The sequence below is a fragment of the Streptomyces sp. ASQP_92 genome, from assembly GCF_025399895.1.
In the GTDB taxonomy this organism is placed as follows: Bacteria; Actinomycetota; Actinomycetes; order Streptomycetales; family Streptomycetaceae; genus Streptomyces.
Genome location: NZ_JAODUA010000002.1, coordinates 524,594 through 548,235 on the forward strand (window position 1 = coordinate 524,594; position 23,642 = coordinate 548,235).

The window sequence follows — 23,642 nt, forward strand, 5'->3', positions numbered from 1 at the left end:
AGGTGACCCCCATGCTTCTCAAGACACCCGGGTTCGACGCCCTGGTCACAGCGGCGGCGGAACGAGCCCGCACCTGTGGGCTCGCGGCCGACGCCATCCGGATCGCGACCACCCTGGATGGCAAGGTGCCCGAACACGTCGGCCGCGCGGCACTGGGACTTCGCGAGCGCCTCTATGTGGAACTGGCCGAATCCCAGGACGCCGGGTTCGACGCCGCCGCCGAGTCCGGCGGCGATGTGCTGCTCCTGACCGAGACCGGCAAGCTCCGGGTCTGCCCCGAGGGCAGCCGCCCCGCCGAGCGGGACCACGCCCTCGGCGTGGTGAAGTGGTCCCATCGGCCGGACTCCCTGGCGCGTGCCTGGAGCACCGCCGGGGACGTACAGCGGCTCCAGTTCGAGGAGATCGCCCGCTGGCTCGCCGACCAGGGCACCGAACGGGTCGGGGCGCGCATCGACGCGCTCGACCACGCCCTGGTGCACATGGCGCCGCTCCTGATGTACGTCGGTGAGGAGCGGGTCTACAGCAACCTCGGCCGGTTCGCGAACCTGCCGGGCCGCTCCCTTGCCGCGGGCGCGCCCGGCTCCCTGCTCACCGCCCTCAGGCAGACGCCGGTCTCGCACTGGCCCGCGGAACACGCGGCGTTCGTGGTCTGTCTGCACGCCCTCATATCCTCCGGATCCCCCGTCAGGGCCGAGGAGTTCAACGGCGTCCAGCTCGCCCCCGACCAGGTGATCACCTTCCTGGAGGAGCGCGTCCGGGCCTACGGACAGACGGTGCCCGACCTGCGCGGCGAGCCCACCGGCGAACGCCTGGACCGGCTCGCCGGGATCTGCGCGCGCCGCCGCCAGGAGTTACTGAGAGCGGGGACCGTCTTCTACCGCACCATCAACGGCGTCTCCTTGCACAAGCGCGAACAGATCATGGCGGAGCCCGTCACCCCCGCCGAACTGCCGCACCCGATCGCCGCGCTCCTCTGCGACACCGCCGGCCTCCCGCCGGTCCCGGACGCCGGCGCCGACGACGTCAGGCACCTGGTGGAGGCCGCCGTCGAGCACCTGTCGAACGCCCCCGCGCCGGCCGGGTTCACGACGGCCTACGAAGGCTTCCTCCACCGGTTCTTCACCACCGTCGCCGACGCCACCCACAGCGATGTGGCCATGGGGCGTGGGCCCAAATCCGTGGCCGTACTGCACAGCGCGGTGCCCGCCGCGGCCCGTGGCGCCCTGGCCACCCGTGACTTCTACTGCTGTGTGGCGCCCGGGAGTTCCTTCGCCCATCGCTTCGACGGCGACCGCGACACCCTGGCGCGGGCACTGTCCGCCTACAGCGCGCGAATGCGCTACAACACCTGGCACTATCTGCCGCACAGCATGTCGTGGACCGAGGAGATACCGGGCCGGGACGACTGGTTCTTCGCCCCGATGATGCCCGACCTGACCAACTGGTCGGACCAGCACCACACGGGCCACGTCGCCTTCGGCGTCCGGCACGCGCTGCGCATCCCGCTGGGCATCGTCCTGGAGGGCCGCTACCGCCCCGGGCTCTACGACCTGCGCCTGATGCGCACCTCGGGCGCCGAGTACCAGCTCGCCGATCTGCGCACCGCGATCGCCGTCGGCACCGTGCAGGCGATGGTCCACCAGGCCGCGGCGGAGCGGCAGTTGGAGATCCATGACTTCGACAACGTCTGGTACCGGGACTTCCATGGAGCCTGAGACCCGGCACACCAGCATCGCCGGCCTCACCGCCCGCTACCGCGACGGGAGTCTGCTCCCCTCGCGCCACATGGCGGACACCCTGGACCTCCTGGAGCGGTGGGAGCCGCGCATCGGCGCGTTCGTGACCGTCGCGGGGGAGCGGGCCCTGAGCGAGGCGCGGAGCGCCGACCGGCTGATCGCCGAGCGGGGGCCCGCGGCCTGGCAGGGACGGCCGCTGCTCGGCATGCCCGTCTCGGTCAAGGACCTCACCGCCACCGAGGGCATCCGCACCACCCGGGGCTCCCTCGCGCACCGCGACCATGTGCCCGGCCAGGACGCCCCGGCGGTGGCCCGGCTGCGGGCGGCGGGCGCCATCGTCATCGGCAAGACCAACACCACCGAAGGCGGATGGAGCGCCGCGGGAAGCAACCGGCTCCAGGGCCCCACCCGCAACCCGTGGGACCCCGCGCTCACCTCCGGCGGATCCAGCGCGGGCGCCGCCGCCTCGATCGCGGCCGGCGTCGGGGTGGCGGCGACCGGCACCGACGGCGCCGGGTCGATCCGGATTCCCGCCGCGTTCTGCGGAGTCGTCGGCTTCAAGCCCACCCGCGGACGCGTCCCGTATGTGCCGCACAGCCCCGAGGGCCTGTCCCATCTGGGCCCTCTCACCCGTACCGTCGCCGACGCGGCCCTGATGGCGGACGTGATGTCCGGGTACGACCCGCGCGATCCGCTCTCCCACCGGGTTCCCGCCGAACCCCTGGCCCAGGACCTGGCGGCCTTCGCCGACCGGTTGCCTCCGCTGCGGATCGGGTGGATCACCTCCCTGGGCGCGCCCGCCCCCGAGCCGCGCTCGGCGCGGACCGTCCGCAGGGCCCTGGCCGGCCTGGAAGACCGGGGCCACCGGGTCGAGGAGATCGAGGCGCCCTTCGAGGACCCGTACCCCTGTCTGGAAACCATCCTCGCCGCCTGGGAGGCGGCCGGCCACGACCCGGGCCCGTCGGACGCCCTGGTCGACCCGGGACGGCTCCGCGTCATCGAGTACGGACTCACGCTCGGCGCCGCCCAGTTGGCGCGCGCCTACGAACAGCGCAGCCGGCTGCGCACCCAGGCCCTCGCCCTGATGGAGCGCTACGACCTCCTCGCCATGCCGACGGTGGCCGTGGCGCCCTTCCCCGCCGAACTCCACGCGCCCGCGACCCGGCTCGACAAGGGTCGCCTCAACTGGCTGGCGTGGGCGCCCGAGGCGTATGTCTTCAACCTCACCGGCCAACCGGCCGTGAGCATCCCGGCGGGCCTCAGCGAGGCGGGCCTGCCGCTGGGCCTCCAACTGGTGGGCGCACTCGACACCGACCGGCGCGTGCTCGCGGCCGCGCACCACTGCGAGCAGACCAACCCCTGGCACCACTGGTACGCCGAGCTTGCGAAGCGATGCCAGGAGGAGGACGAACGATGACCCAGCCCAGAGCACGTTCCCAGCACGGCGAACGGCGTTACGCGCGCTTCGCCACCGGCAGCACGGGCTTCGTGGAGCGGCACGCCCTGTGGGACGAAGCCCAGCGCTCCGCGGCCGCGGAGCTGGACCGGCACCTGGACGGCCTGGAGTTCGTGCGGGTCGGGTTCGGGGACCCGCACGGCCTGATGCGGTCCAAGACGCTGACGGTCGACGCCTTCCGGGTGGCCCTGCGCAACGGCCTCGACATGAGCCCGGGGCCGTTCGTCTTCGACACCGGGCACGCCGTCGGCGTCGACTTCTTCGCGCCGAGCGGCGGCATCGGCATTCCCGAACTGACCGGCGCCGGCGACTTCTTGATCGTCCCCGATCCGCTCACCTTCCGCGTACTGCCCTACACCGAGGAGCCCACCGGGTGGGTCGTCGCGGACGAATACCTGCGGGACGGCAGCCCGCACCCGCTGTCCAGCCGGGCCGTTCTGCGCCGCGCCTGCGAGCGGGCCGCGCGGGCCGGGATGGCGTTCGTGGTCGGGCTCGAAGTGGAGTGGTACCTCACCCGGCTCACCGACACCGTCGGCGCGGCCTCGGTCGGCGGCTTCGGCATCCAGGGGGAACCGCCCTCGGTACGACCGGTCAACGGGGGTTACCAGTTCAACCTCGACAGCCACCTCGACGCCCTGATGCCCGTGGTCGGCCCGCTGGCGCGCGCCCTGCGCGAGCTGGGTCTGCCGCTGCGGACCGTCGAGCACGAATCGGGGCCGGGCCAACTGGAGTTCACCTTCAGCCCCATGGACGGCCTGGACGCGGGCGACGCCATGCTGCTGCTGCGGACCGTCATCAAGCAGATGTGCGCGCGGCTCGGGCACCACGCCAGCTTCATGGCCCTTCCGGGGCTGGGCGGGTTCGACCCGAGCGGCTGGCATCTGCACCAGTCGCTCTTCGACACGGCCGCCGACCGCAACGCCTTCGTACCGACGGAAGGAAGCGGCCCCCTGTCGGCGACCGGCCTCGGCTATGTCGCCGGCCTCCTGGAGCACGCCGCCGACACCACTCTGCTCGCCGTGCCGACCGTCAACGGTTACCGCCGGCTCGGCGAGCAGTTCTCGCTCTCGCCCGATCGCGTCGCGTGGAGCAGGGAGAACCGTGGAGCGCTGATACGGGTGCTCGGCGGTCCGGGTGAGGAGTCCACCCATGTCGAGAACCGCCTCGGCGAGCCCTGCGCCAACCCCTATCTCTACCTCGCCGCCCAGCTCACCGCGGGACTCGACGGCGTCGAGCGCGGGCTGCGGCCCGCCGACGAGGCCGACGATCCGCACGCGCGAGGCGCCGCCGCTCTGCCCGGGGACCTGCCGGCGGCGATCGCCCGGCTGGAGACCAGCGAGCTCTGCGCCGAACTCCTGGGCAAGCACCTGCGCGACTGCCTGGTGCGGCTCAAGCGCAGCGAGGCCGGCCGGTTCCAGGAGTGGCGGGCGGGTGCCGGGCCGGGAACGCCGGGTGCGGTCACCGCCTGGGAGCATCGTGAGTACTTCGGCGCCTACTGATCAACCGCGCTCGGGCGAGGCCGAGTTGAGAATGCGCGGCCCCCGCCCCGAGGGCCGCGGGGCCGCCCGCACGCTTCCGCACGGCACCGGCCCGTCGCGGACCCTGGGAGAGGACTGAATTGTGATCATTGCGATGGACGGACCCGACGGAGCCGGCAAGAGCAGCCAGGTCAAGAGGCTCGCGAGCTGGGCCGACAGCCAGGGGCTCTCGTTCCGGGTCGTCGGCAAGTGGCAGGTCTTCGAGGAGGCCGAGGTGCCGCAGGCCCGCTTCCTGCGCGGAAGCAGCCTGGACGAACTCCGGGTGTGCATCGCCGAAATGCCCAACCCGGCCAGGATGCTCTACCTCGGCTGGCTCAACACCCTTGCCGCGGAACGCGCCAGGGCCGCCGAGGAGGATCTGGTCGTCCTCGACGGCTACTGGGTCAAGCACGCCGCCACCGAGCTTCTCGCGGGCTGCCACAAGGGGCTGGTGGAGGCGATCGTGGACGCGACGGCGCCCGTCGACATGGTCGTCTTCTTCGATGTGACGCCCGAGGAGGCGCTGCGGCGCAAGAAGGGCGACATCACCCCCTACGAGTGCGGTCGCGATCCCGAGTGCCGCCCGGAACGCTTCCTTTCGCACCAGGCGGCGGTCCGCGACATCATGCTGGAGTGGGTGGCCGAGCGGGGCTGGGACGTCATCCGGGCCAACACCGCGGACGCGGCCCACCACCAGCTGCGCAAGCTCCTGATCCCGAGGCTCGAAGCCCAGGCCGCCACGCGCGCGAAGGCTCTGTGATGGCGCGTCGACCAGCGACTCTGCGCAGGAGCCTGTCCGCGGCCCTGTTCGTCCGCTATCTGGGCGCCGGCGTCTGGGCGCCGCTTCAAGTGCTGTTCTTCGTACGGTCGGTGGGTTTGTCCACGAGCCATGTCGTGCTCGGTCTCACCGCGGCCGGCCTCGCCGGTCTCGCCGCCGGGCCGGTGGTGGGACGGCTCGCCGACCGGTTCGGCCCGCGCGAGGTCGGCATCGCGGGCCTGGTCGCCCAGGCCGGGGCCGCCGCCGCCCTGATGACCGTGCGGGGGATGGGCGGCTTCCTGGTGGTCATCACGCTCATCGCCCTGGGGCGGGGCGCCTTCCCGGCGATCAGCGGCGCGCTGGTGGCGCACGTCGGCGGCGACGACCGGGTGGCCTTCCGGGCGCGGATCTACTCCCTCCAGAACCTGGCCATGGTCACCGGATCACTGCTCGGTGGCCTGGTGCTCCAGGCGGACACCCGGGCCGCCTACACCATCGCGATCGGCGCCGACGTGGTGTCCTACCTGGCCGCCGCCCTGCTCGTCGCGCGGCTGCCCCATCTGCCGCCCGTCCCGCGCGAGCACGGGGTGGGCCACCGTTACGCCATGACGGACCGCCCGTTCCTCGCGGTGAGCCTGCTCGCGGGTGTCCTGGTGATGTTCGACGTGTTCCTCACGGTCCTGATGCCGGTGTGGATCGCCGAGCACACCGACGCGCCCCGCTGGACGGTGTCCCTGATCTTCGCCCTCAGCTGCTCGCTTGTCGTGCTGTGCCAGACCCGGGTGGCCAAGGGCGTCGACACACCGGGCGACGGCGCCCGGACGATGCGGCTCAGCGGGCCGGTCATCGCGACGGCCATGCTGCTCGTCTTCGCGGCCGCCCAGGTGCCCACCTATGTGGCGATGGCCTTGCTCCTGGTGGGCGCGGCCGTCCTCACCCTCGGCGAAATGCTGTTCACCGCCGGGGAGTACGCCCTGTCGTTCGGTCTCGCGCCCGATCACGCCCAGGGGGAGTACCAGGGGGTGTTCGCCGTGGGCGTCGGCATCGGCGGGGCGGTCGCGCCGACCGTCCTGAACGCGCTGTGCCTGGTGGCGGGGCCGCCCGGCTGGTTCGCGCTCGCCGTGGTCATGGTGACGGCGGGCGCCCTCGTCCCGCCGGTCGCCCGGGTCGCCGAGCGGAGCCGAGCGGCGCGAGAGCCGGCCGCCGTCTCCGGGACGGCGACCTGAACGCCCGCCGGGAAACGGCGGGCGCACGCTCGCCGCGTCAGGCCCTGGCGGCCACGAGCCGGGCGACGGGGGACTCGATGCCCGGGTCGTACGAGGCGAAGGTCTCGCGGCGCTCCTTCTCCTCGGCCCGGACCCGGTCCAGCGCCGGGCCGGACCACGGCGCGTCGAGGACCACGGCCCACAGCGGCTTGAGATGACCGCCCCGCGCCACCTTGGCGTCCAGTGAGTCGCAGCTCATGTCGAGGCGGCGGTAGCCGTGTTCGGCCGCGTACCGGATCGCCTGGTAGTAGGTCAGGTTGAAGTAGACCGACGCGGCGCGGGCCATCGAGTCGTCCACGCCGTGGGAGCGCCCGTACATGACGTCGCCCCAGAAGAAGAACTGGGTGAACCCCACCATCCGGTCGCCCTGATAGGCCGCCAGGATGCGGCAGTTGTCGTCGAACAGGGGCACCTGCGCGGTGAACCGCTCGGACTCGCCCGCGTCGGTGACCGGATGCCCGTAGCGCCGCAGCACCTGCGCGGACAGCGGGCCGAGCTGCTCGTGGCACTCGGACAGCAGCCGCACCTCGGCCCGGCAGCCCGCCTCCTCGAAGCGGCGGATCTCCTTGCGGACCGCGCCGAACCTGCGCGAGCTGAGCCGCTCGCGGTAGCCGTCCATGCCGTTGGCGTCGACCGGAATGATCGCGGTGGCGTCCATCAGCACGAGGCGGTCGCCGGGGTCGAGCACCGGCAGCAGCTGTTCCACCGACTCGTCGGTGACGTACAGCAGGGCCGCGAGGCCGCCCTCGGTGTCCCGCGCCGCACGCAGCCGCCCCAACAGGGCGCGCAGCGCCTCCCGCGCGAGGGGCTCGGGGGTGCCGGGCGCCACCAGGGCCTCGCTGGTGTAGCCGAGCCGGGTGCCGCCGAGCAGCAGCGGGTGCGCGTCCGTGGTGGGCTCGGCGGCGCCGGGGAAGAGCACGGCGGGGTCGTAGAAGTGCGGCACGTTCGCGGTGAAGCGGTGCACGGGCAGCGCCGCGACGCGCCGGCCGCCCGACCATGCCACGAGGTGCCGGGGTATGGCGTCCCGCAGCTCCTCGCCGTAGCGCAGCCAGGTGTGGCTCGAATACAGGGATGCGTCGCCGGCCAGCGCGTCCCACTCCGGGGCCGCGACCTCGTGCACCGACGCGAGCTCGGTCGTCCGCACGTCCTCGCCCTGTGTCCGTTCCGTCATGGACCACCTCCTGGTTCGCCGCGGCTCTGTGCCCTCACGGTAGGTGGCGATCACCGCGCGGCGTGGTCGAGCATGCGAAATCCGGACACCCCGCGGTCGATGCGCAGATAGGACAGGCGGGCCCGGGTCGCGCCGCTGCGCGCGAACATGTCGGCGACCTCGGTGCTCAGCGCGTCCGGGTCGGCCTCCGGGTCCGCGTCCAGGAGATCGGAGACGGCCGTCTGCACCAGGTCCGAGCGGGGTCCCACGGCCATCTCGTCGGTGAGGGAGACGATGAGGGCGTACCCGTGCGCCCGGGCCCAGGCGCGGAGTTCCTCCGCCATGAGCAGTTCCTGGCCCGCCTGGAAGAGGAGCGCGGTCAGATGCGCGGTGCCGTGGGGTGCCAGCCGGTGCGGAAGGCCCTCCAGAACCCGGCGGCCCACCGTGAAACCGTCCTCGCCGCCCTGCTGCGGGGTCTCCGTGCCGGGCTCGGTGAGGGTGGGCAGGAACGGGATGTTGGCGACGACGTGATCGTAGGGATCGCGCCCCGACGCCAGCGGGTCGTACAGGTCGCCCGTGAGCACCTCGGTCCGCTCCGCGAGACCGTTGAGCGCGGCGTTGAGCACGGCCACCCGCGCCACGTCCGGCAGCAACTCCACCAGGGTGGCCCGCGCGTGCTGCTGGGCCGCGACCAACCCCTGGAAGCCCGGGCCCGCACACAGGTCCAGGACCCGCGACCCCGGCCGGTAGGAGATCCGGCGGGCCAGCGCGATGGAGTCCGGACCGAAGTAGTGGCGGACCTGGAAGAGGCTGGGGGGCTCCGCGAACAGCCACACCCCGTGGGCCCGGAACAGGCTCACATCGACCAACTGCGCCTCGTCGCCCTGCTGTACGGCCACGCCGTACTCCCGCAGCCGGGGCATCGCGGCCGCCACCGCGGGAGGCAGCCGGGCGAGTTTCGCGGGCCTGCCGAGCAGGAAGAACCCGGCGATCGTACGCAAGGGGCCGTCGAGACGGTCCACCTGCCGGGCCCACTGGCCGAGGTCCACCGAGTCACCGGAGAAGCCGGCCAGGAATTCGGCGAGGCCCTGCCTCTCCAGTGCGGTGACGAGCTGGGTGGAGATCGCGGTCACCGGGCCGTCTCGACGGCCGGCGCCACGGCGTCCTGGGGCAGGCCGATCCAGGTGCGGAGCATCAACCGGCCGCCGTCCACCGCTTCCTCGTCCTCGAACGGGGTGCGGCCGTGCACGATGGAGCGGTTGTCGATGAAGATCATCTCGCCGGGGCAGAGCCGTCCGTGCGTCTGAAGGTCCCGCCGGTCAAGGAGCTCGTCCAGCAGATCCAGCGCCTTGACCTGTGCCGGGGACAGGGGCGGGATGTGCGGGTGGCCGTGGCCGATCTCGATGTAGTCGCGCAGGTAGTACACGCGCTCGCGACCGCCGCTGCGCTCCAGTACGGGCCGCTCGACGGTGAGCGGGAAGCCCGGAGCGTCGTCCCGGGTGTCGAAGTGCACCGGCAGGCGCAGCGCCGCCAACTCCTCGGGGTGGGCCGCGAGAAGGCCGAGGAGATCGCTGACATGGACCGTCACCAGGGCTCCGCCGCTGCGTGCCTGCCGGTAGCAGAACAGGGCGAAGACATCGGGCAGGCGCCCGGGCCGGTGAGCCGCGTCCGTGTGCAGACTGCCGCCCTGGCGGCTGTCCGAATAGCGCCCGGTGGCACCCTCCCCGAGCCGGACCCCGCGGTCGCGCACATCGCGCAGCAGCGCCCCGTGGCCGTCCTGCGGCAGGAGGTCCCCGACGAGAGCGGAGACCGCGACGGTGAACCTCCGCGCCTGCTCCTGGGTGAGGTGGTCGAGGTCCGCCAGGACGAAGAAGCCGGGCCTGGCATCCAGATGGCGCTCGGTGTAGAGCCGCAGTGTCTGCCTGAACTCCCGGTACCAGGGCTGGAGTTGGTCCCGTTCGGTGCTGTCGGCGAGGGCGAGCGCGAGGTCGGGGTCGACCCGGTGGCGCACGCCCGAGAACGGGTCGGTGCTGTTCATCTCAGACTCCCAGTGCTTGGCCGGTCAGTGGTTCCCCGGTCAGATCCGAGTGGCGCAGCCACCCGGCTATGTCCGCCGCGCAGTGCGCGACCCCCGTGATGTCGCTGCTCTCGACGGCCTCGAGGACCGCCTCGGCCAGCGCGCCCCGGTCGGTCCCGGTCGCCAGGATCTGGGTGACGATGTTGTCCAGGACGACGGGCTGGGAGACGTCGAGGGCGCAGTTGTACGTGGCGCCCGGCGCCGGTGGCAGGGACAGGCGCTCGATGGTGCCGGGCCCCTCGATGAACAGCCGGGCCTCCAGACAGTGCACCCGGCGGTCGGCGGTCACGGCGCCGGGAGCCAGGAAGCCGCCCTGCGCCAGCTCGATCTGGAGCGCCACCAGGTCGACGCCCGTCTGTGCCTCACACATCCGATAGGCCAGCGGCAGACGGCCGTTGACCTCCAGGAAGTAGTGGCTGTGGGCGTCCACGATGAACTCCACCGTGGCGACATTGCGCAACCCCATGCCGGTGACCAGACGCGCGGCGTCCGCACACATGCCCTCCAGCCGCTCGGGCCCGACGCCCTGGACGGGGGACGCTTCCAGGAGCTTCATGCTCCCGTCGACCAACAGGCTCTCGCGCTCGCCGAGGGCGACGACGGTGCCGCCGTCGTCGAGGGCCACGGTGACCCCGACCACCCGGCCCTTCTCCACATAGCGCTCGGCGTACCACTGGGTCCCGTCGTCCCGCGCCATGACGGCGAGGGCTTCCTCGGTGTCCCTCGCCGTCTGGAGGATCCGCACGCCCAGGCCCCCGCACCCGTCGACGGGCTTGAGGATGACGGGCAGTCCGATGTCCCGGATCAGCGCCGCGATCGCGGCCGGGCCCGCCGCGTGCGGAAGGACGGGCAGGCCGAGCGATCCGGCCGTGGCGACCGCCCGCTCCTTGTCGCGGGCCTCGGCGAGCACATCGGCGCCGGGCCCGATGTAGGCGATGCCGGCGGCCGCGAGCTGCCGCGGAAGCGCGGGGTCCTCGGCCAGGGCGCCGTACCCGGGGTACACCGCGTCGACGCCCTGCTCGCGGGCCGCCGCCACGATGCGTCCCACATGGTCGTACGTCTCGGCCAGGCCCGTGCCCGGAAGATAGGCGCAGCCGTCCGCCGCGGTGGTGTGAAGGCGCTGGGGGTCGGACGTGGCGGCTACGGCGATGGGCGACCAACCCTGTTCTCGGAAGGTCTCGATGGCACGCGCGGCGATCGCGCCGCGGTTGGCGATCAGGACTTTTCTCATGGCCTTCTCTCAGTCGGCGAGGGCGCTAGCTCAGGGCCCTGTAGTGCGTGACCAGTCGGCGCCGGTCGTCCAGGAGGTGGAAGGCGAGCCCGGGCGCCAGCTCGTAGTCGACGGCGTCACGGCCCTCGAACGGGAGCGGCACGGTGGACGCGACGCCGGGCGCCACCAGCAGGGGCAGCCCCGCGAAGGTGGTGGCGGCGGCGACATGCGCGTGCCCGCACAGCAGCGCGACCACATGGGTGTGGCGGGCCAGCACCTCGGCCAGCCTGTCCTCGTGGAACTGGCGGACCCGGTCCACGTACGGGGTGTGGAGCTCCACCGGAGGGTGGTGGAAGCACACGAACACCGGCCGGTCGGTGGGTTCTTGGGCGAGGGCGTCCTCCAGCCAGGCCAGCGTGCGGTCGCTGAGCACTCCGTCGTCGCTGCCCGGGATGGTGGAGTCGAGCAGCAGGAACGTCGCGCCCCCGGCGCGTACGGCCTGGTTCAGTTCCTCGTCGTCGGGCTTGCCGTCGAGCAGCCCGGTCCGGAACGGCGCCCTGCGGTCGTGGTTGCCCGGCAGGACGAGCACCGGATGGGGCAGCGCGAAGAGCTCCTTCGCCTGCTGGTACTCCTCGGGGCGGGCGTGGTCGGCGATGTCCCCGGTGACCAGCACCGCGTCCAGCGGCCCGGGCAGGTCGCGGAGGTACGACATCACCCGCTCGGCACGCTCGGTGGCACGCGGGCCGCCGTCCAGGTGGAGATCGCTGACATGAGCGATGGTAATCACGACAAGTCCCTACGGGTTCGGGCGACTTCGGCCCTGAACCGCGCTGTGACCTCGGCGTTGGTGTGGGCCGATGTGACACGCGGCGGGGTCGGGCCGCCGGGGGCGATGAATACGGCGATCAGGTGCGGGCCGGGAAGGTCCGCGACCTTCGCCATATGATCGTCGATCTCCGCCTCGGTACGACAGCTCTCGCCGGTGCGGTAGCCCGCCGCGAGCGCGAGGTCGGCCCAGCGCATGGCCGAGCCCCTGGTGCGCTGGCCGCCCGTGGAGTCGTAGGAACCGTTGTCGAGCACGATGTGGGTGAGGTTCTCCGGGCGCCGCTCACCGACCAGGGCGAGTCCGCCGAGATGCATCACGGCGGCGCCGTCCCCGTCGACGACCACGACGCGTTCCTCGGGCCGGTTCAGGGCGGTGCCGAGACCGAGCCCGATGGCATGGCCCATGGAGCCCTGCATGTAGAAGGTCCGGCCGGTGTCGCGCACCCCGAAGAGCTCGCGGCTGATCATGCCGGTGGTGCTGTAGACCAGGGCCTCGTCCAGATGGCGCGCCAGGGCGGTCACCGCGGTGCGGCGGTCGAGGAGGGCGTCGGCGGGCCGGGCCGGCACGGAACACGGGGCGACGGTGTTCGCGGGGACGAGAACGACGAACTGCCGCCCCCGGGCGCGCTCTTGCTCCGCGCGGTCGAGCAGCGCGGCCAGGCTCGCCTCGGTGGGCTCCAGGATGCCGTGGGCCACCCCGATGGCTTCGAGCACACCGATGGTCCCCGCGCCCATCGCCGCGTGGTGCGGTTCGTCGTCCTCGGCGCGGGGCCAGCCCCGCAGGCTCACGAAGAGCAGCAGCGGTATCTCGTACGCCATGCTCAGCGAGGTGAGTGGGTCGAGCAGGTTGCCGAGGCCCGAGTTCTGCGCCAGCACGGCGGCCTTGACGCCGCTGAGCTCCGAGCCGGCCGCCATGGACAGCGCGATGCCCTCGTTGGGGGCGGGTACGTAACTGCCGCGCTGTTCCAGCAGGGCGAAGGGGCCCTTGAGGAACGAGCAGGGCACACCGCTGAAGAAGCCGTAGCCGCGCCGGTCCAGCTCCGCGCAGAAGAACTCGGCGCCGATCATGCGCTCCACTCCTCCCAGCGCGAGACCCGGGTCAGGCCGAACAGCTCCTTCATCGACGTGATGGAGCCCTCGACCGCCCCGGTCCCCCCGTGCAGCCGGATCTCTCCCAGCACGTCCCGCATGGCGGAGACGGAGGCGCGCAGGGTCTGATTGGCGTAGATGACCATCGAGACACCGGCGGCCTGAGCCTCGGCGAGGTCCCAGTGCGGATAGGTGGTCGGCACCACGACGACGGGGGTGCGGGCCCGCCAGGCCTGGAGGAACTCCACGATCTCGGTGGGCGTGGACTTCTTGGAGTGGATGAGGATGGCGTCGGCTCCGGCATCCGCGTACAGGTGCGCACGGCGCAGGGCCTCGTCCAGACCGGCGCCGGCGATCAGCGCCTCGACGCGGGCGACCACGGTGAAGTCCGGGCTGCGCCGGACCCGGACGCCCGCTTCGATGCGCCCGGCGAACTCCTCGGCCGCCTCGAGGTCCTGGCCGCCGCGCAGAAAGCTGTTCCGCTTGGGGAACATCTTGTCCTCGAAGCAGACGCCCGCGATGTCCGCCGCCTCGAACTGCTGGACCGTACGCACGACGTTGATCTTGCCGCCGAAGCCGGTGTCGCAGTCGGCGAGCAGGGGCAGCCCGGTCGCCTGGTTGGCGTGCGAGGAGGCTTCCAGGAGTTCGCTCATGGTGAGCAGACCGAGGTCCGGCAGGCCGCGGGAGGCCGAGATCTCGAAGCTGGACGCCCACAGGCCGTCGAAGCCGGCCTCTTCGATGAGGAGCGCGGTGAGCGCGTCACGGCAGCCGACGAGGCGGGCCGTCCGGGGCCGCTCCAGCAACTCGCGGAACTGGCTCGACTTGGTCACTGGGTGCCCGCCCTCTGCGCGAAGTGCGTGTGGTTGGCGCCCTCGGCCGTGGCTCCCGGCGTCTCGAAGACGCAGTGCCAGTGGAACGAGCCGGGCTTGGCGTGCTCGGCGTCCACGGCGCTGAGCAGCTGGAAGCCCTCGTGCAGGCGCAGCAGATCGGCGGCGTCCACGTACAGGTGCGGGTGCACCTTGTCGTCCGTGGCGTCGGACTGGCAGAACGTGTTGGGGCTCACCTCGTCCCCCTTGCCGTACTCCCCGTTGCGCTTGGAGAGCATCGTGCACTGGTAGACGCCGCCCGGGCGCAGGACCCGGCGGACCTCCGCCAGCGTCCTGCGCAGGCTCGTCTCGTCGCCGTGGTAGACCACGTTGAAGGCGAGTAAGTAGTCGAAACTGGCGTCCGCGTACGGCAGTTCGGTGAAGTCGCCGACGTCGAGGTTGACCTGGAGGGAGCGCGCGGCGCTCTCGGTGGCGGCCGCCTCGATGGCGGCCGGAGCGCGGTCGATGCCGGAGCTGAGGAAACCCTCCTCGGCGAAGAACAGCGCGTGCCTGCCGATCCCGCAGCCGAGGTCGAGTACGTCCTTGGCGCCCAGCGCTCGCAGCCGGGCGGCCTCTTCCATGACCCAGGGGTGGGGGCGGGACCAGTCCGCGCGGCCGCTGTCAGTGCGCCAGGCCTCGTCCCAGTAGAGATGGGCTGTCATCGGTGACCTCGTTCGTCATGACGTCCGTACACCCAGGTCCGGATGCCGATTCTGATGGGGTTGATGTGCGGTCAGCGGGCGGACGCGACCGGCCCGGCCACGACGTCCAGGAGGCCGGCTTCGAGCGACTCGTCGAGCAGCGGCCGCATCTCCTGGAGGTCGCAGCCCACCTGGGCGGCGACCTCGGCGAGCGTGCGCCGGCCGTCGAGACCACGCAGCAGCCGCAGCCAGTCCAGATGGGTCAGCTGGTCGATGACGAAGCGCAGGCTGCCGTCGACCACGACATAGGACGTGTTGGTCTCGGCGGCGTCGTCCAGGACCAGGACGCCCTCGGCGCGCCGCAGCACGCAGTCGTCCCCGATCTCGGTGCGCGAGAAGAGGTCCAGCACCTCGGGGCCCTCGAAGTCCGTCACCCGCAGCTCGTAGGGCTCGGGGCCGGAGGACGGCCGGCTGACGGGCGGGTCGAGGGCCATCTGGTCGAGCAGCCCCAAGTTGACGACCCGCATGAGCAGTTCGACATGGCCCGAACTCTGGTCGTGCTCCAGGCGGCGCAGGGCGCGGCGCATGTTCGTGCCGTCGAGGTACTGAGCGGCACGCGGTGAGGCCAGCGCCTCCTCGATGAGCTCGTCCTTGTGGTTGGCCAGCATCCTGGTGAAGACGCGGTGGGTGTGGCGCACACCCTCGCCCTCGTAGAAGGCCAGCTTGGGCCGGGCGATCACCTCGGCGGGCAGGATGTCCTTCACGGCGTCACGGATGATCTGCTTGTCCCAGAACAACCGCTTGCGGTACGCGCGGGGCACGGTCGCCAGGAGCTCGATGATGCGGTGGTCCAGGAACGGCACGCGCGCCTCGACTCCGTTGGCGGACGCGGTGCGGTCCTCCACCCAGAAGTTGTACTGCTGCATGTCGCGGAACTTCCAGGCCAGATAGGACCCGTAGGGGTCGTCCACCGCGCCCGGCACATAGGAGTTCACCGCGCTGTCGCTGAGCAGCGGCAGATCGGTCCCCTCCCACCACACCGACACGGGGGACTGGGATCCGAGCGCCTTGCGGCGGGCCAGGGTGCGCAGATTGGTGGTGAAGTCGTCCCACCCGCCGCCGCCCGCCAGGCTGACGCTGTATCCGCCGCTGAACTCATCGGCGCCCGAGCCGAGCAGGATCGCCTTCAGCTCGGGGCGCTGCGCCCGGGCGAAGCGGTACATCTCGCTCTTGTAGAACTGCTCGGGTCCGCACTGCGGGGACTCCATGAGCCACAGCAGCCGCTTCCACTCGTCGGACGACGGGATCCGGTCGGCACCGAAGGCCACTTGGTGGTTGGGCAGCCCGAGGAGCGCCGCGGTCTGCTGGGCGTACTGCGCGTCCTTGTTGACGACGGTGCTGCCCGTCAGGGCGGAGAAGGTGTGAAGGCCGGTGTGGGCGGACAGCGCGGAGATGGCCGCGGAGTCGAGGCCGCCGCTGAGGAAGACACCTATCTCGGCGTCGGCGACCAGGCACTCGCGTACCGACGACGCGAGCAGTTCGGCCATGCTCTGGACGAAGAAGCTCTCCGGGAGGTGGTCCGCCTCGGCGGGGGAGGGGAGTTCCCAGTACCGGTGCACCCGGGTGGCGCCGTCCCGCAGGGAGATGTTGACGATCGCACCCGCGGGCACGTGGTCGATCTCCTTGAACCAGGTGATCGGGTCGTCGTCGGTCATGGCGGGAGCGGCGCTGAGTCCCTGGTCGGCGAGCGCACGGGACCAGTCGAGTTCCCGGGGGCAGTCGGGGTGCTGGAAGAGCGCCTTGATCTCGGACCCGAACAGGACCTGGTTCCGGGTGCGGTGGACGAAGAGCGGCTTGATGCCCAGGCGGTCCCGGGCCAGCAGCAGACGTTGCTCACGGAGGTCGATGACGGCTATGCCGAACATTCCGCGGACGTCGTCGAGGAAGTCGAGCCCCTTCTCCAGATAGAGATGGAGCAGCACTTCGCAGTCGGACTCGCTGCGGAACTTCGCCCGGCCGTTCAGGCTCTTGGTGAGTTCCTTGTAATTGTAGATTTCACCGTTCGCGGCGAGGATGACCTGGCCGTCCTCGCTGACGAAGGGCTGACGTCCGCCCTCGGGGTCGATCAGGGCGAGCCGAGTGAACGACATGCAGGCCTGTTCCGTGTGGTGGAACTGCATGTCGTCGGGGCCGCGGGGGCGCAGGGCACGGGCCATGTCGCGCAGAATCCGGTCGGCCGATTTCGCCGGACCACTTCCATCTGTATGGGCGAATCCAGCAATTCCGCACATATGGCTTCCGACTCCCGTGTGAATTTCGGTCCCTGGAGTGAACATGCCACGCCCCTCGAGGAGAGGCGTGGCATGAGGGTCACTACTAGCGAACGGCAGCGACGATGGTGCCCTGCTCGACCTGCTTGGCCTCGGGCTTGGTGTAAACCTTCATGTCATTCACCTCCGTGCGATGTGTTGGACTCTTACTGGTGAAGAGCTTGCAAGGAGCCGGTTGCGCGGTGGTGGCGCGGTGGTGGCGCGCCGGTGTTCCGCTCGTGTTCCGCTCGTACGGGCCCCGCGCGCCGCCCGGGCGCTGTTGGATGGTGGCTCAACTCGACACGACAGGAGGCCAATTGGTGGCCGAGGAGATCGAACGACGCTTCCTGGTGGCCGGAGAGCCGCCCGAGGACGGCACGCTCGGGGAGGAGCGCATCGAGCAGGGCTATCTGCCGCTGGACCTGGACCACGGCGAGGTCCGCGTCCGGCGGCGCGGCGACCGGATCCTCATGACGGTCAAGAAAGGCACCGGCCTCGTCAGGACCGAGTGCGAGGAGCCGATCCCCGAGGCCCTCTTCGACGCCCTGTGGCCCCTGACCGAAGCCGCCCGCATCGCCAAGGTGCGCCGCACCGTGGTCCTGGACGGTGGACAGCATGCCGAGGTCGACCACTTCGAGGGACACCTTGCCGAACTGGCCCTGGTGGAAGTCGAGTTCGACAGCGCCGAGGCCGCGCGCGCCTTCCGTGCCCCGCCGTGGTTCGGGCGGGAGGTCACGGACGACGCGCGGTACCAGAACCGCTCACTCGCGCGCGGCGCGGGCGTCCCGGAGCCGTCGGGGCCTTAGCGCGGGCAATCCCGGGACGACCGGGGGGCGCCGTCAGGAGCCGGCGCCCTCGACCCGGTGCATCACCCCGCGGGCGTCGCGCGCATAGACCCGCTCCCTGTTCTTGGCGATCTTCCGCTCGACCTCCGACTCCAGGTCGACGCCGTTCATCTCGGCCAGTGCGGTCAGATACAGGAAGGCATCGGCCAACTCCTCGCCGAAGTCGGGCAGTTGCTTGCGCCAGGCCGTGAAGGCCTCGCCGACCTCGGCGGTGAGGAGCCCGAACTCCAGTGATACGTCACTGGTGTTGAAGCCCTTCTCGATCTTGTTCTCCCAGGCGAGTCGCTGGGCCGAGCGGATGTCCATGAGGCCTCCGGCGTACGGCTGTGCAGGTCCAGCGGGACCCTAGCGCGGGCGCTCCCGCCGCCGTGCGGCCCCGGCCCGCGCCCGGGTGCTGGGGGAGCCGGGCAGGCCGGGCAGGCCGGGCAGGCCGGGCAGGTGGGAAAAGCGGGAGAAACGGGAAGCGGACCTGACGTAGCGGTTCATCGCGCCGCCCCTCGGCGGCAGTACGGAGGCAGTCAGCGTGCGCATCGATCTTTCCGGCCGGACGGCTCTGGTGACCGGCTCCACCCAGGGCATCGGCGCCGCCATCGCGGCCGGCCTCGCGGCCGCCGGGGCGCGGGTGGCCGTGAACGGGCGCGGCGGCACATCGGTGGCCGAGGCACTCGACCGGCTCGGCGAGAAGGGTGGCGACTTCGTGGCCGCGCCCGGCGACATCACGACCGACGAGGGCGCGGCGGCCGTCTTCGACGCGGTGCCGCACGCCGACATCCTGGTGAACAACCTCGGCATCTTCGGCGCCCGGCCCGCCCTGGAGATCGACGACGCGGAGTGGCGGCGGTACTTCGAGGTCAATGTGCTGACCGCCGTCCGGATGACCCGTCACTACCTGCCCGGCATGATCGAGCGCTCCTGGGGCCGCGTCCAGAACATCGCCAGCGACTCCGCCGTGGTGGTGCCCGCCGAGATGATCCAGTACGGCATGTCGAAGACCGCGCTGCTCGCGGTCGCACGGGGCTTCGCCAAGGAGGCCGCGGGCACGGGCGTGACGGTGAACTCCGTGATCGCGGGGCCGACCCACACCGGCGGCGTCGAGGACTTCGTGTACTCACTGGTGGACCCCGAGCTCCCCTGGGACGAGGCCCAGCGCGCCTTCATGCGCGAGCACCGCCCGCAGTCCCTGATCCAGCGGCTCATCGAGCCCGAGGAGATCGCCCACATGGTCGTCTACCTCAGCTCACCCTTCGCCTCCGCCACCACCGGTGGGGCCCTGCGGGTCGACGGGGGCTACGTGGACTCGATCCTGCCGTAGACGTCGAGCGTCCGTGGGCGGCGGCCCGGGGGCCATGCGCCCCGGATCGGGAGCCGTGTCGCCCGGACGGCCCAGCGCCGCCGATCGTCCCGAGGCCTCCCCGAGCCGCCGCGGGGAGGCCTCGGGGAGGCCTCGGGGAGGCCTCGGGGAGGCGGGCCGGGGTCAGCCGCGGCGCCCCACGACCAGGCGGTAAAGGAAGAGCACGATCACCGAGCCCACGACCGCGGTGATCCAGGTCGACAGATGGAAGAAGCCCTTCATCGCGTCGACACCGAAGATGGCCTGGCCGAGCCAGCCACCGAGCAGGCCGCCCACGATGCCGATCAGGATGGTGACCAGACATCCACCGGGGTCCTTGCCCGGAGTCAGCGCCTTGGCGATGGCTCCTGCGATGAGCCCGATGACAATCCAGGCGATGATGCCCATAACGGAAACCTGCTTCCTTTCGTTGCGCGACCCGCCGGCGCCGCCGGCCGGGTGGTGGCGGGGAGCCGGTCCCCCCGTTCGCCTTCGAGCCGATACCCCCGGCACGGACCCACTCACGGGACCTACGGCCTCGGGGCAAGGACCGAAGGTCCCCGACCGGTCCGAGCCGGCCGGGGCAGACGGTAAGGAAAACGTCCCCGGTCCCGGAGTGTTCGCACATGCCGAAGGAAGAAGCCGACGCCAACCGCCCGGCCGCACGCCCCGATGAGTCAGCCGCGCCGCACGACGGCAACGCGTCGCAGGGCGTGCAGGGCGTGCAGGGTGGGGACGAGCCGCACCGCGGAAACGGGTCGCACACCGAAAACGCGTCGCGCAGCGGGAACGGCTCGCACGGTGGGCACGGCGCGCACGCGCGGAAGCGGGGCGTGGGCGGGGCCTGGGCCGACTTCAAGGACTCGCCCTTCCTGCCCGCCGTCGTCCTCGTCTTCATCCTGGCCGCGGCGGCCGGCCTGTTCGCCGGCTCCTACACGTACTCCATGGCCAATCCGACGCCGCACCACATCCCCACCGCACTGGTCGCGTCGCCCGGGTCCGCCGAGGCGAAGGAGTTCGTGGCCGGGATGGACAAGGCGCTCAACACCTCGCTGGAGGTACGCCCCTACGCCACCGTGCCCGCCGCACGCCAGGCCATGGAGGAGCAGAGCGTCTTCGCGATCCTCGATGTGCGACCCGACGGGGTACGCATGGATGTGGCGGGAGCCGCCGGCGCGTCCGTGGCGCAGGTGCTGGCCGAGACGGCGCCGCAGGTCGCCAAGGCGGCCGGGGTGCCGGTGACGATCACCGATGCGAAGCCGCTGCAACAGGGCGACCCGCGGGGCCTGGCGCTGTTCTACGTCTCGCTCGCCGCCGTGGTCCTGGGCTTCGTCGGCTCCATCCAGCTCAGCGTGCACGCCCGCACCCTCAACCCGCTGGAACGCATCGCCTTCACCGTGGCCTACTCCCTGCTCGGCGGGTTCACCATCGCGGCGGTGGTCGACTGGGGGCTCGGCGCGGTGCGGCTGCCCTTCGTCGAGTCCTGGCTGATCCTCGCGTTCACGATGTTCACGTCGGGCATGGTCTTCACCATGTTCAACACCCTCATCGGGCGCTGGGCGATGCTGCCGACCTGGGGGCTCATGGTGCTGCTCGGCAACCCCTCGTCGGGCGGAGCGGTGTCCTGGCCGCTGCTGCCGTCCCTGCTGGGCCATGTCGGGCGCTGGCTGCCGCCCGGCGCGTCGGTGAACGCCCAGCACACCGCCGTGTACTTCGCCGACGCACAGCACGCCTTCCCGTTCCTCGTCCTGGCCGGCTGGTCCCTGCTGTCGTGTGCGGTGTTCTGGTTCTGGCGCCACCGCCACCCCGGCGGCCGCGACCGCCCGGCACCGGCCCACGGCGCGGCGCCGGCGAGTTGAGGGAGCAGCGGCCTCACGGTCAACTGCCGTGCTGCAACGCCTACTTGGGGATCACGTACTCTCCTCCGTGCCGGACACGGTGGCGCTGACGGGTGTGCCCGCCTCGATGGTCCGGCTGACCGTGCAGAGCCGGTCGTGGGAGGTCTTCACGGCCCGGGGCAGGATCGCGCGGGCGCGATCGCCGGAGGGCCCGTCCGGGAACGCCACGGAGAAGGTGACGGCGAGGTCTGCCATCCGGTGGCCGCCCTCGTCCTCGACCTTGGTGCCGGTCACCGTGACGGTGAACGTGGACGGGTCCGTGTGACGCCCGGTGGCCACCTCCACGTCGGCCGCGGTGCAGCCGCCGATCGCCGCGAGGAACAGCTCGACCGGTGTGAAGTCGGTGCCCGAGCCGGTGCCGAAGCTCAAGGTCCCGCCGCGGGCATTGGTCGCGGTGAACCGGCCCGGCCCGGCCCGTTCGATGGTGACGGAGCGCAGTGATTCGTCGGTCATGGCGACGACGGTAGTCCCACGCTTGAGGAATCGTCCGCAGGCCGCGCTCGGCCCACGACGCTCGACGCACGACCCTGTGGGGGGGCGGGTGGGGCGCTGACCAGCAAGTAAACTCGGGGATTATGGCGGACTCCCAGTACGAAGACCTGTTGCGTTCGGTGCTCACCTCCGGGACGGCGAAGGCCGACCGGACGGGCACCGGCACCCGAAGCGTCTTCGGTCACCAGCTCCGATACGACCTCTCTGAGGGATTCCCTCTGGTCACCACCAAGAAGGTGCACCTCAGGTCCGTCGTCTACGAACTGCTGTGGTTCCTGCGCGGCGACTCGAACGTCGGCTGGCTGCGGGAGAACGGCGTCACGATCTGGGACGAATGGGCCGGCGAGGACGGCGACCTCGGGCCGGTCTACGGAGTCCAGTGGCGTTCCTGGCCGACTCCCGACGGCGGTCACATCGACCAGATCAGCGAGGTCCTCGACTGTCTGCGCCGCGACCCCGATTCCCGCCGGATGGTCGTCTCCGCGTGGAACGTGGCCGAGCTGGACAAGATGGCGCTCGCGCCGTGCCACGCCTTCTTCCAGTTCTACGTCGCCGACGGCAAGCTCTCCTGCCAGCTCTACCAGCGCAGCGCGGACCTGTTCCTCGGCGTCCCCTTCAACATCGCCAGCTACGCCCTCCTCACGCACATGGTGGCCCAGCAAGTCGGCCTGGAACCGGGCGACTTCATCTGGACCGGCGGCGACTGCCACATCTACGACAACCATGTCGAGCAGGTCACCGAGCAGCTCACCCGTACCCCCTTCGACTTCCCCGAACTGCGTCTGAAGCCGGCCGCCTCGCTCTTCGAGTACGCCTACGCGGACGTGGAGATGGTCGGCTACCAGCACCACCCGGCGATCAAGGCGCCGGTGGCGGTGTGAACGTCGGGCTGATCTGGGCGCAGACCCCCGACGGTGTGATCGGGGCGGGCAACGCCATTCCGTGGCGTCTGCCGGAGGACATGGCGCACTTCAGGGCGACCACCCTGGGCCACCCCGTGGTGATGGGGCGCAAGACCTGGGATTCGCTGCCCCCGCGCTTTCGTCCGCTGTCGGGCAGACGCAACATCGTGGTGACGCGGGACCCCCTGTGGGCGGCCGAGGGTGCCGAACGCGCCGGGTCCGTCGGCCAGGCGCTGGACATCGCGGCGCGGTCCGCGGAGCCGACCGCGTCGGTGTGGGTGATCGGCGGCGGGGAGATCTACCGGGCCGCCCTGGCCCACGCGACGACGCTCTCGGTCACCGAGGTGGACACCTCGGTGAGCGGCGACACCTACGCCCCGACGCCGGGACCTCAGTGGCAGCCCGCCGAGGACCGGGGCTGGGAGACCTCCACGTCCGGGCTGCGCTACCGCATCCGCACCTACACCCGGCCGGCCGCCTCCCGGCCCTGAGGCTCCGCTCACCCGTCCGCCGGGCGAGACCCCTCCGGCCGGGCGTCCGGACCGTAGAGCTCGGCGATGCGCTGGGCACTGGCCCACCGGCTGTAGGTGGGGGACTGCGGCCAGCCCTCGGGGGAGTCCTGCCACTCCTCCTGGCGGCCGTAGGGCAGCAGGTCGATCAGCGGGAAGGTGTGGCTGAGCTGCTCGGTACCGCGACCGTCGGTGTGCCAGGTGCGGTACACGGTATCGCCGTCACGCAGGAACACATTGACCCCGAACCCTCCGCCCGGCGGCGCGCCGACATCGGCGCCGAACGGGCTGTTCGCGGTGGAGTACCAGGTCATCTTGTTGCCGACCCGCCGCTTGTAGGCGAGGGCCTCGTCGATGGGGCCCTGGGTGACGATGACGAAGCGCGCGTCGTAGGCGTCCAGGAAGTCGAGCCGGGTGAACTGCGCCGTGAAACCCGTACAGCCCGGGCACTGCCATGTCTTCCCGGGGAACCACATGTGGTGGTAGACGACGAGCTGGGTCTTGTCGGCGAAGACATCGGCCAGCGAGACCGGCCCCTCCTCGCCTTCGAGGGTGTAGTGGGGCAGCTCGACCATCGGCATCCTGCGGCGCTGGGCGGCGATCGCGTCGAGCTGCCGGGTGGCGGCCTTCTCCTGCGCGCGCAGCTCGTCCAGCCGCCGCTGCCAGGTCTCGGCATCGACGACGGGTGGTAGTGCCTTGGCGGTCATGGGCGGACTCCTTGGGGAGGTTCACGAGAGGCGACTCGTAAGGAAGACCGCGCCCGGCCGC

Annotated in this window: 24 protein-coding genes; 10 read left to right on the forward strand and 14 right to left on the reverse strand. The window is 71.5% G+C overall.

What is annotated here, in order from left to right:
• The first annotated feature begins 11 nt into the window (after positions 1-11).
• From N4G70_RS08425 to N4G70_RS08445, 5 genes are all read left to right on the forward strand, one after another.
• The gene (locus N4G70_RS08425) at positions 12-1,715 is read left to right on the forward strand and encodes a hypothetical protein (protein ID WP_261711851.1); all 1,704 of its coding nucleotides are present in this window, start codon (positions 12-14) and stop codon (positions 1,713-1,715) included.
• Positions 1,705-3,153, forward strand: coding sequence for an amidase (locus N4G70_RS08430; protein ID WP_261711852.1), 1,449 nt, complete (start codon positions 1,705-1,707; stop codon positions 3,151-3,153). The genes N4G70_RS08425 and N4G70_RS08430 overlap by 11 nt, the downstream gene beginning before the upstream one ends.
• Positions 3,150-4,691: a glutamine synthetase family protein gene (locus N4G70_RS08435; protein ID WP_261711853.1), complete on the forward strand. Its 1,542-nt coding sequence runs from the start codon at positions 3,150-3,152 to the stop codon at positions 4,689-4,691. Before N4G70_RS08430 ends, N4G70_RS08435 begins: the two co-directional genes overlap by 4 nt.
• Before the next feature lie 133 nt (positions 4,692-4,824).
• A complete protein-coding gene (locus tag N4G70_RS08440; protein ID WP_261711854.1) occupies positions 4,825-5,469 on the forward strand; it encodes a hypothetical protein in 645 nt (214 codons plus the stop codon).
• A complete protein-coding gene (locus N4G70_RS08445; protein WP_261711855.1) occupies positions 5,469-6,692 on the forward strand; it encodes an MFS transporter in 1,224 nt (407 codons plus the stop codon). Before N4G70_RS08440 ends, N4G70_RS08445 begins: the two co-directional genes overlap by 1 nt.
• A 37-nt stretch (positions 6,693-6,729) precedes the next feature.
• Here N4G70_RS08445 and N4G70_RS08450 read toward each other — a convergent pair whose 3' ends face one another.
• The 9 genes from N4G70_RS08450 to asnB all read right to left on the reverse strand — a co-directional run bounded on the left by N4G70_RS08450 (position 6,730) and on the right by asnB (position 16,925).
• Complete coding sequence (locus N4G70_RS08450; protein WP_261711856.1) at positions 6,730-7,902, reverse strand: GNAT family N-acetyltransferase; 1,173 nt, start codon at positions 7,900-7,902, stop codon at positions 6,730-6,732.
• A 50-nt stretch (positions 7,903-7,952) separates the two neighbouring features.
• Entirely contained in the window at positions 7,953-9,014 is a 1,062-nt protein-coding gene (locus N4G70_RS08455; protein WP_261711857.1) for a methyltransferase, read from the reverse strand.
• Positions 9,011-9,919 carry a TauD/TfdA family dioxygenase gene (locus N4G70_RS08460; protein ID WP_261711858.1) on the reverse strand — a complete coding sequence of 303 codons (909 nt, stop codon included), beginning with the start codon at positions 9,917-9,919 and terminating at the stop codon, positions 9,011-9,013. The genes N4G70_RS08455 and N4G70_RS08460 overlap by 4 nt, the downstream gene beginning before the upstream one ends.
• A 1-nt stretch (position 9,920) precedes the next feature.
• Positions 9,921-11,189: a biotin carboxylase N-terminal domain-containing protein gene (locus N4G70_RS08465; protein ID WP_261711859.1), complete on the reverse strand. Its 1,269-nt coding sequence runs from the start codon at positions 11,187-11,189 to the stop codon at positions 9,921-9,923.
• Between the two features lie 25 nt (positions 11,190-11,214).
• Positions 11,215-11,955, reverse strand: a complete 741-nt coding sequence (locus N4G70_RS08470; RefSeq protein ID WP_261711860.1) for a metallophosphoesterase — start codon at positions 11,953-11,955, stop codon at positions 11,215-11,217.
• Positions 11,952-13,061 (reverse strand): phosphonopyruvate decarboxylase, encoded by a 1,110-nt coding sequence (aepY, locus tag N4G70_RS08475; protein WP_261711861.1) that lies wholly within the window; start codon positions 13,059-13,061, stop codon positions 11,952-11,954. The genes N4G70_RS08470 and aepY overlap by 4 nt, the downstream gene beginning before the upstream one ends.
• Positions 13,058-13,912, reverse strand: coding sequence for an isocitrate lyase/phosphoenolpyruvate mutase family protein (locus N4G70_RS08480; RefSeq protein WP_261711862.1), 855 nt, complete (start codon positions 13,910-13,912; stop codon positions 13,058-13,060). The genes aepY and N4G70_RS08480 overlap by 4 nt, the downstream gene beginning before the upstream one ends.
• On the reverse strand, positions 13,909-14,610 hold the full coding sequence (locus N4G70_RS08485) for a class I SAM-dependent methyltransferase (RefSeq protein ID WP_261711863.1): 702 nt from the start codon (positions 14,608-14,610) through the stop codon (positions 13,909-13,911). Before N4G70_RS08485 ends, N4G70_RS08480 begins: the two co-directional genes overlap by 4 nt.
• A 71-nt stretch (positions 14,611-14,681) precedes the next feature.
• Positions 14,682-16,925, reverse strand: coding sequence for an asparagine synthase (glutamine-hydrolyzing) (gene asnB, locus N4G70_RS08490; protein WP_315904234.1), 2,244 nt, complete (start codon positions 16,923-16,925; stop codon positions 14,682-14,684).
• Between the two features lie 146 nt (positions 16,926-17,071).
• On the opposite strand from asnB, the gene N4G70_RS08495 reads away from it, so the two are divergent.
• Positions 17,072-17,704: a CYTH domain-containing protein gene (locus N4G70_RS08495; RefSeq protein WP_261711865.1), complete on the forward strand. Its 633-nt coding sequence runs from the start codon at positions 17,072-17,074 to the stop codon at positions 17,702-17,704.
• Between the two features lie 33 nt (positions 17,705-17,737).
• On the opposite strand, the gene N4G70_RS08500 is transcribed toward N4G70_RS08495, so the two are convergent.
• Together N4G70_RS08500 and N4G70_RS08505 are read right to left on the reverse strand one after the other, a co-directional pair.
• Positions 17,738-18,049, reverse strand: coding sequence for a MazG-like family protein (locus N4G70_RS08500; protein ID WP_261711866.1), 312 nt, complete (start codon positions 18,047-18,049; stop codon positions 17,738-17,740).
• Between the two features lie 39 nt (positions 18,050-18,088).
• On the reverse strand, positions 18,089-18,274 hold the full coding sequence (locus N4G70_RS08505; RefSeq protein ID WP_261711867.1) for a hypothetical protein: 186 nt from the start codon (positions 18,272-18,274) through the stop codon (positions 18,089-18,091).
• Here N4G70_RS08505 and N4G70_RS08510 point away from each other — a divergent pair.
• Entirely contained in the window at positions 18,267-19,055 is a 789-nt protein-coding gene (locus N4G70_RS08510; RefSeq protein WP_261711868.1) for an SDR family NAD(P)-dependent oxidoreductase, read from the forward strand. The two genes, N4G70_RS08505 and N4G70_RS08510, sit on opposite strands and share 8 nt — an antisense overlap.
• 162 nt (positions 19,056-19,217) lie before the next feature.
• Here N4G70_RS08510 and N4G70_RS08515 read toward each other — a convergent pair whose 3' ends face one another.
• A complete protein-coding gene (locus N4G70_RS08515) occupies positions 19,218-19,481 on the reverse strand; it encodes a GlsB/YeaQ/YmgE family stress response membrane protein (protein ID WP_261711869.1) in 264 nt (87 codons plus the stop codon).
• Between the two features lie 218 nt (positions 19,482-19,699).
• Between N4G70_RS08515 and N4G70_RS08520 the strand changes: the two genes are divergently transcribed.
• Positions 19,700-20,932: an ABC transporter permease gene (locus N4G70_RS08520; RefSeq protein WP_261711870.1), complete on the forward strand. Its 1,233-nt coding sequence runs from the start codon at positions 19,700-19,702 to the stop codon at positions 20,930-20,932.
• 51 nt (positions 20,933-20,983) lie between these two features.
• On the opposite strand, the gene N4G70_RS08525 is transcribed toward N4G70_RS08520, so the two are convergent.
• Entirely contained in the window at positions 20,984-21,424 is a 441-nt protein-coding gene (locus N4G70_RS08525; protein ID WP_261711871.1) for an OsmC family protein, read from the reverse strand.
• A gap of 122 nt (positions 21,425-21,546) precedes the next feature.
• On the opposite strand from N4G70_RS08525, the gene N4G70_RS08530 reads away from it, so the two are divergent.
• Positions 21,547-22,344 carry a thymidylate synthase gene (locus N4G70_RS08530; protein WP_261711873.1) on the forward strand — a complete coding sequence of 266 codons (798 nt, stop codon included), beginning with the start codon at positions 21,547-21,549 and terminating at the stop codon, positions 22,342-22,344.
• A complete protein-coding gene (locus N4G70_RS08535; RefSeq protein WP_261711874.1) occupies positions 22,341-22,856 on the forward strand; it encodes a dihydrofolate reductase in 516 nt (171 codons plus the stop codon). The genes N4G70_RS08530 and N4G70_RS08535 overlap by 4 nt, the downstream gene beginning before the upstream one ends.
• An 8-nt stretch (positions 22,857-22,864) precedes the next feature.
• On the opposite strand, the gene N4G70_RS08540 is transcribed toward N4G70_RS08535, so the two are convergent.
• Entirely contained in the window at positions 22,865-23,581 is a 717-nt protein-coding gene (locus tag N4G70_RS08540) for a DUF899 domain-containing protein (protein WP_261711875.1), read from the reverse strand.
• Positions 23,582-23,642 lie beyond the last annotated feature (61 nt).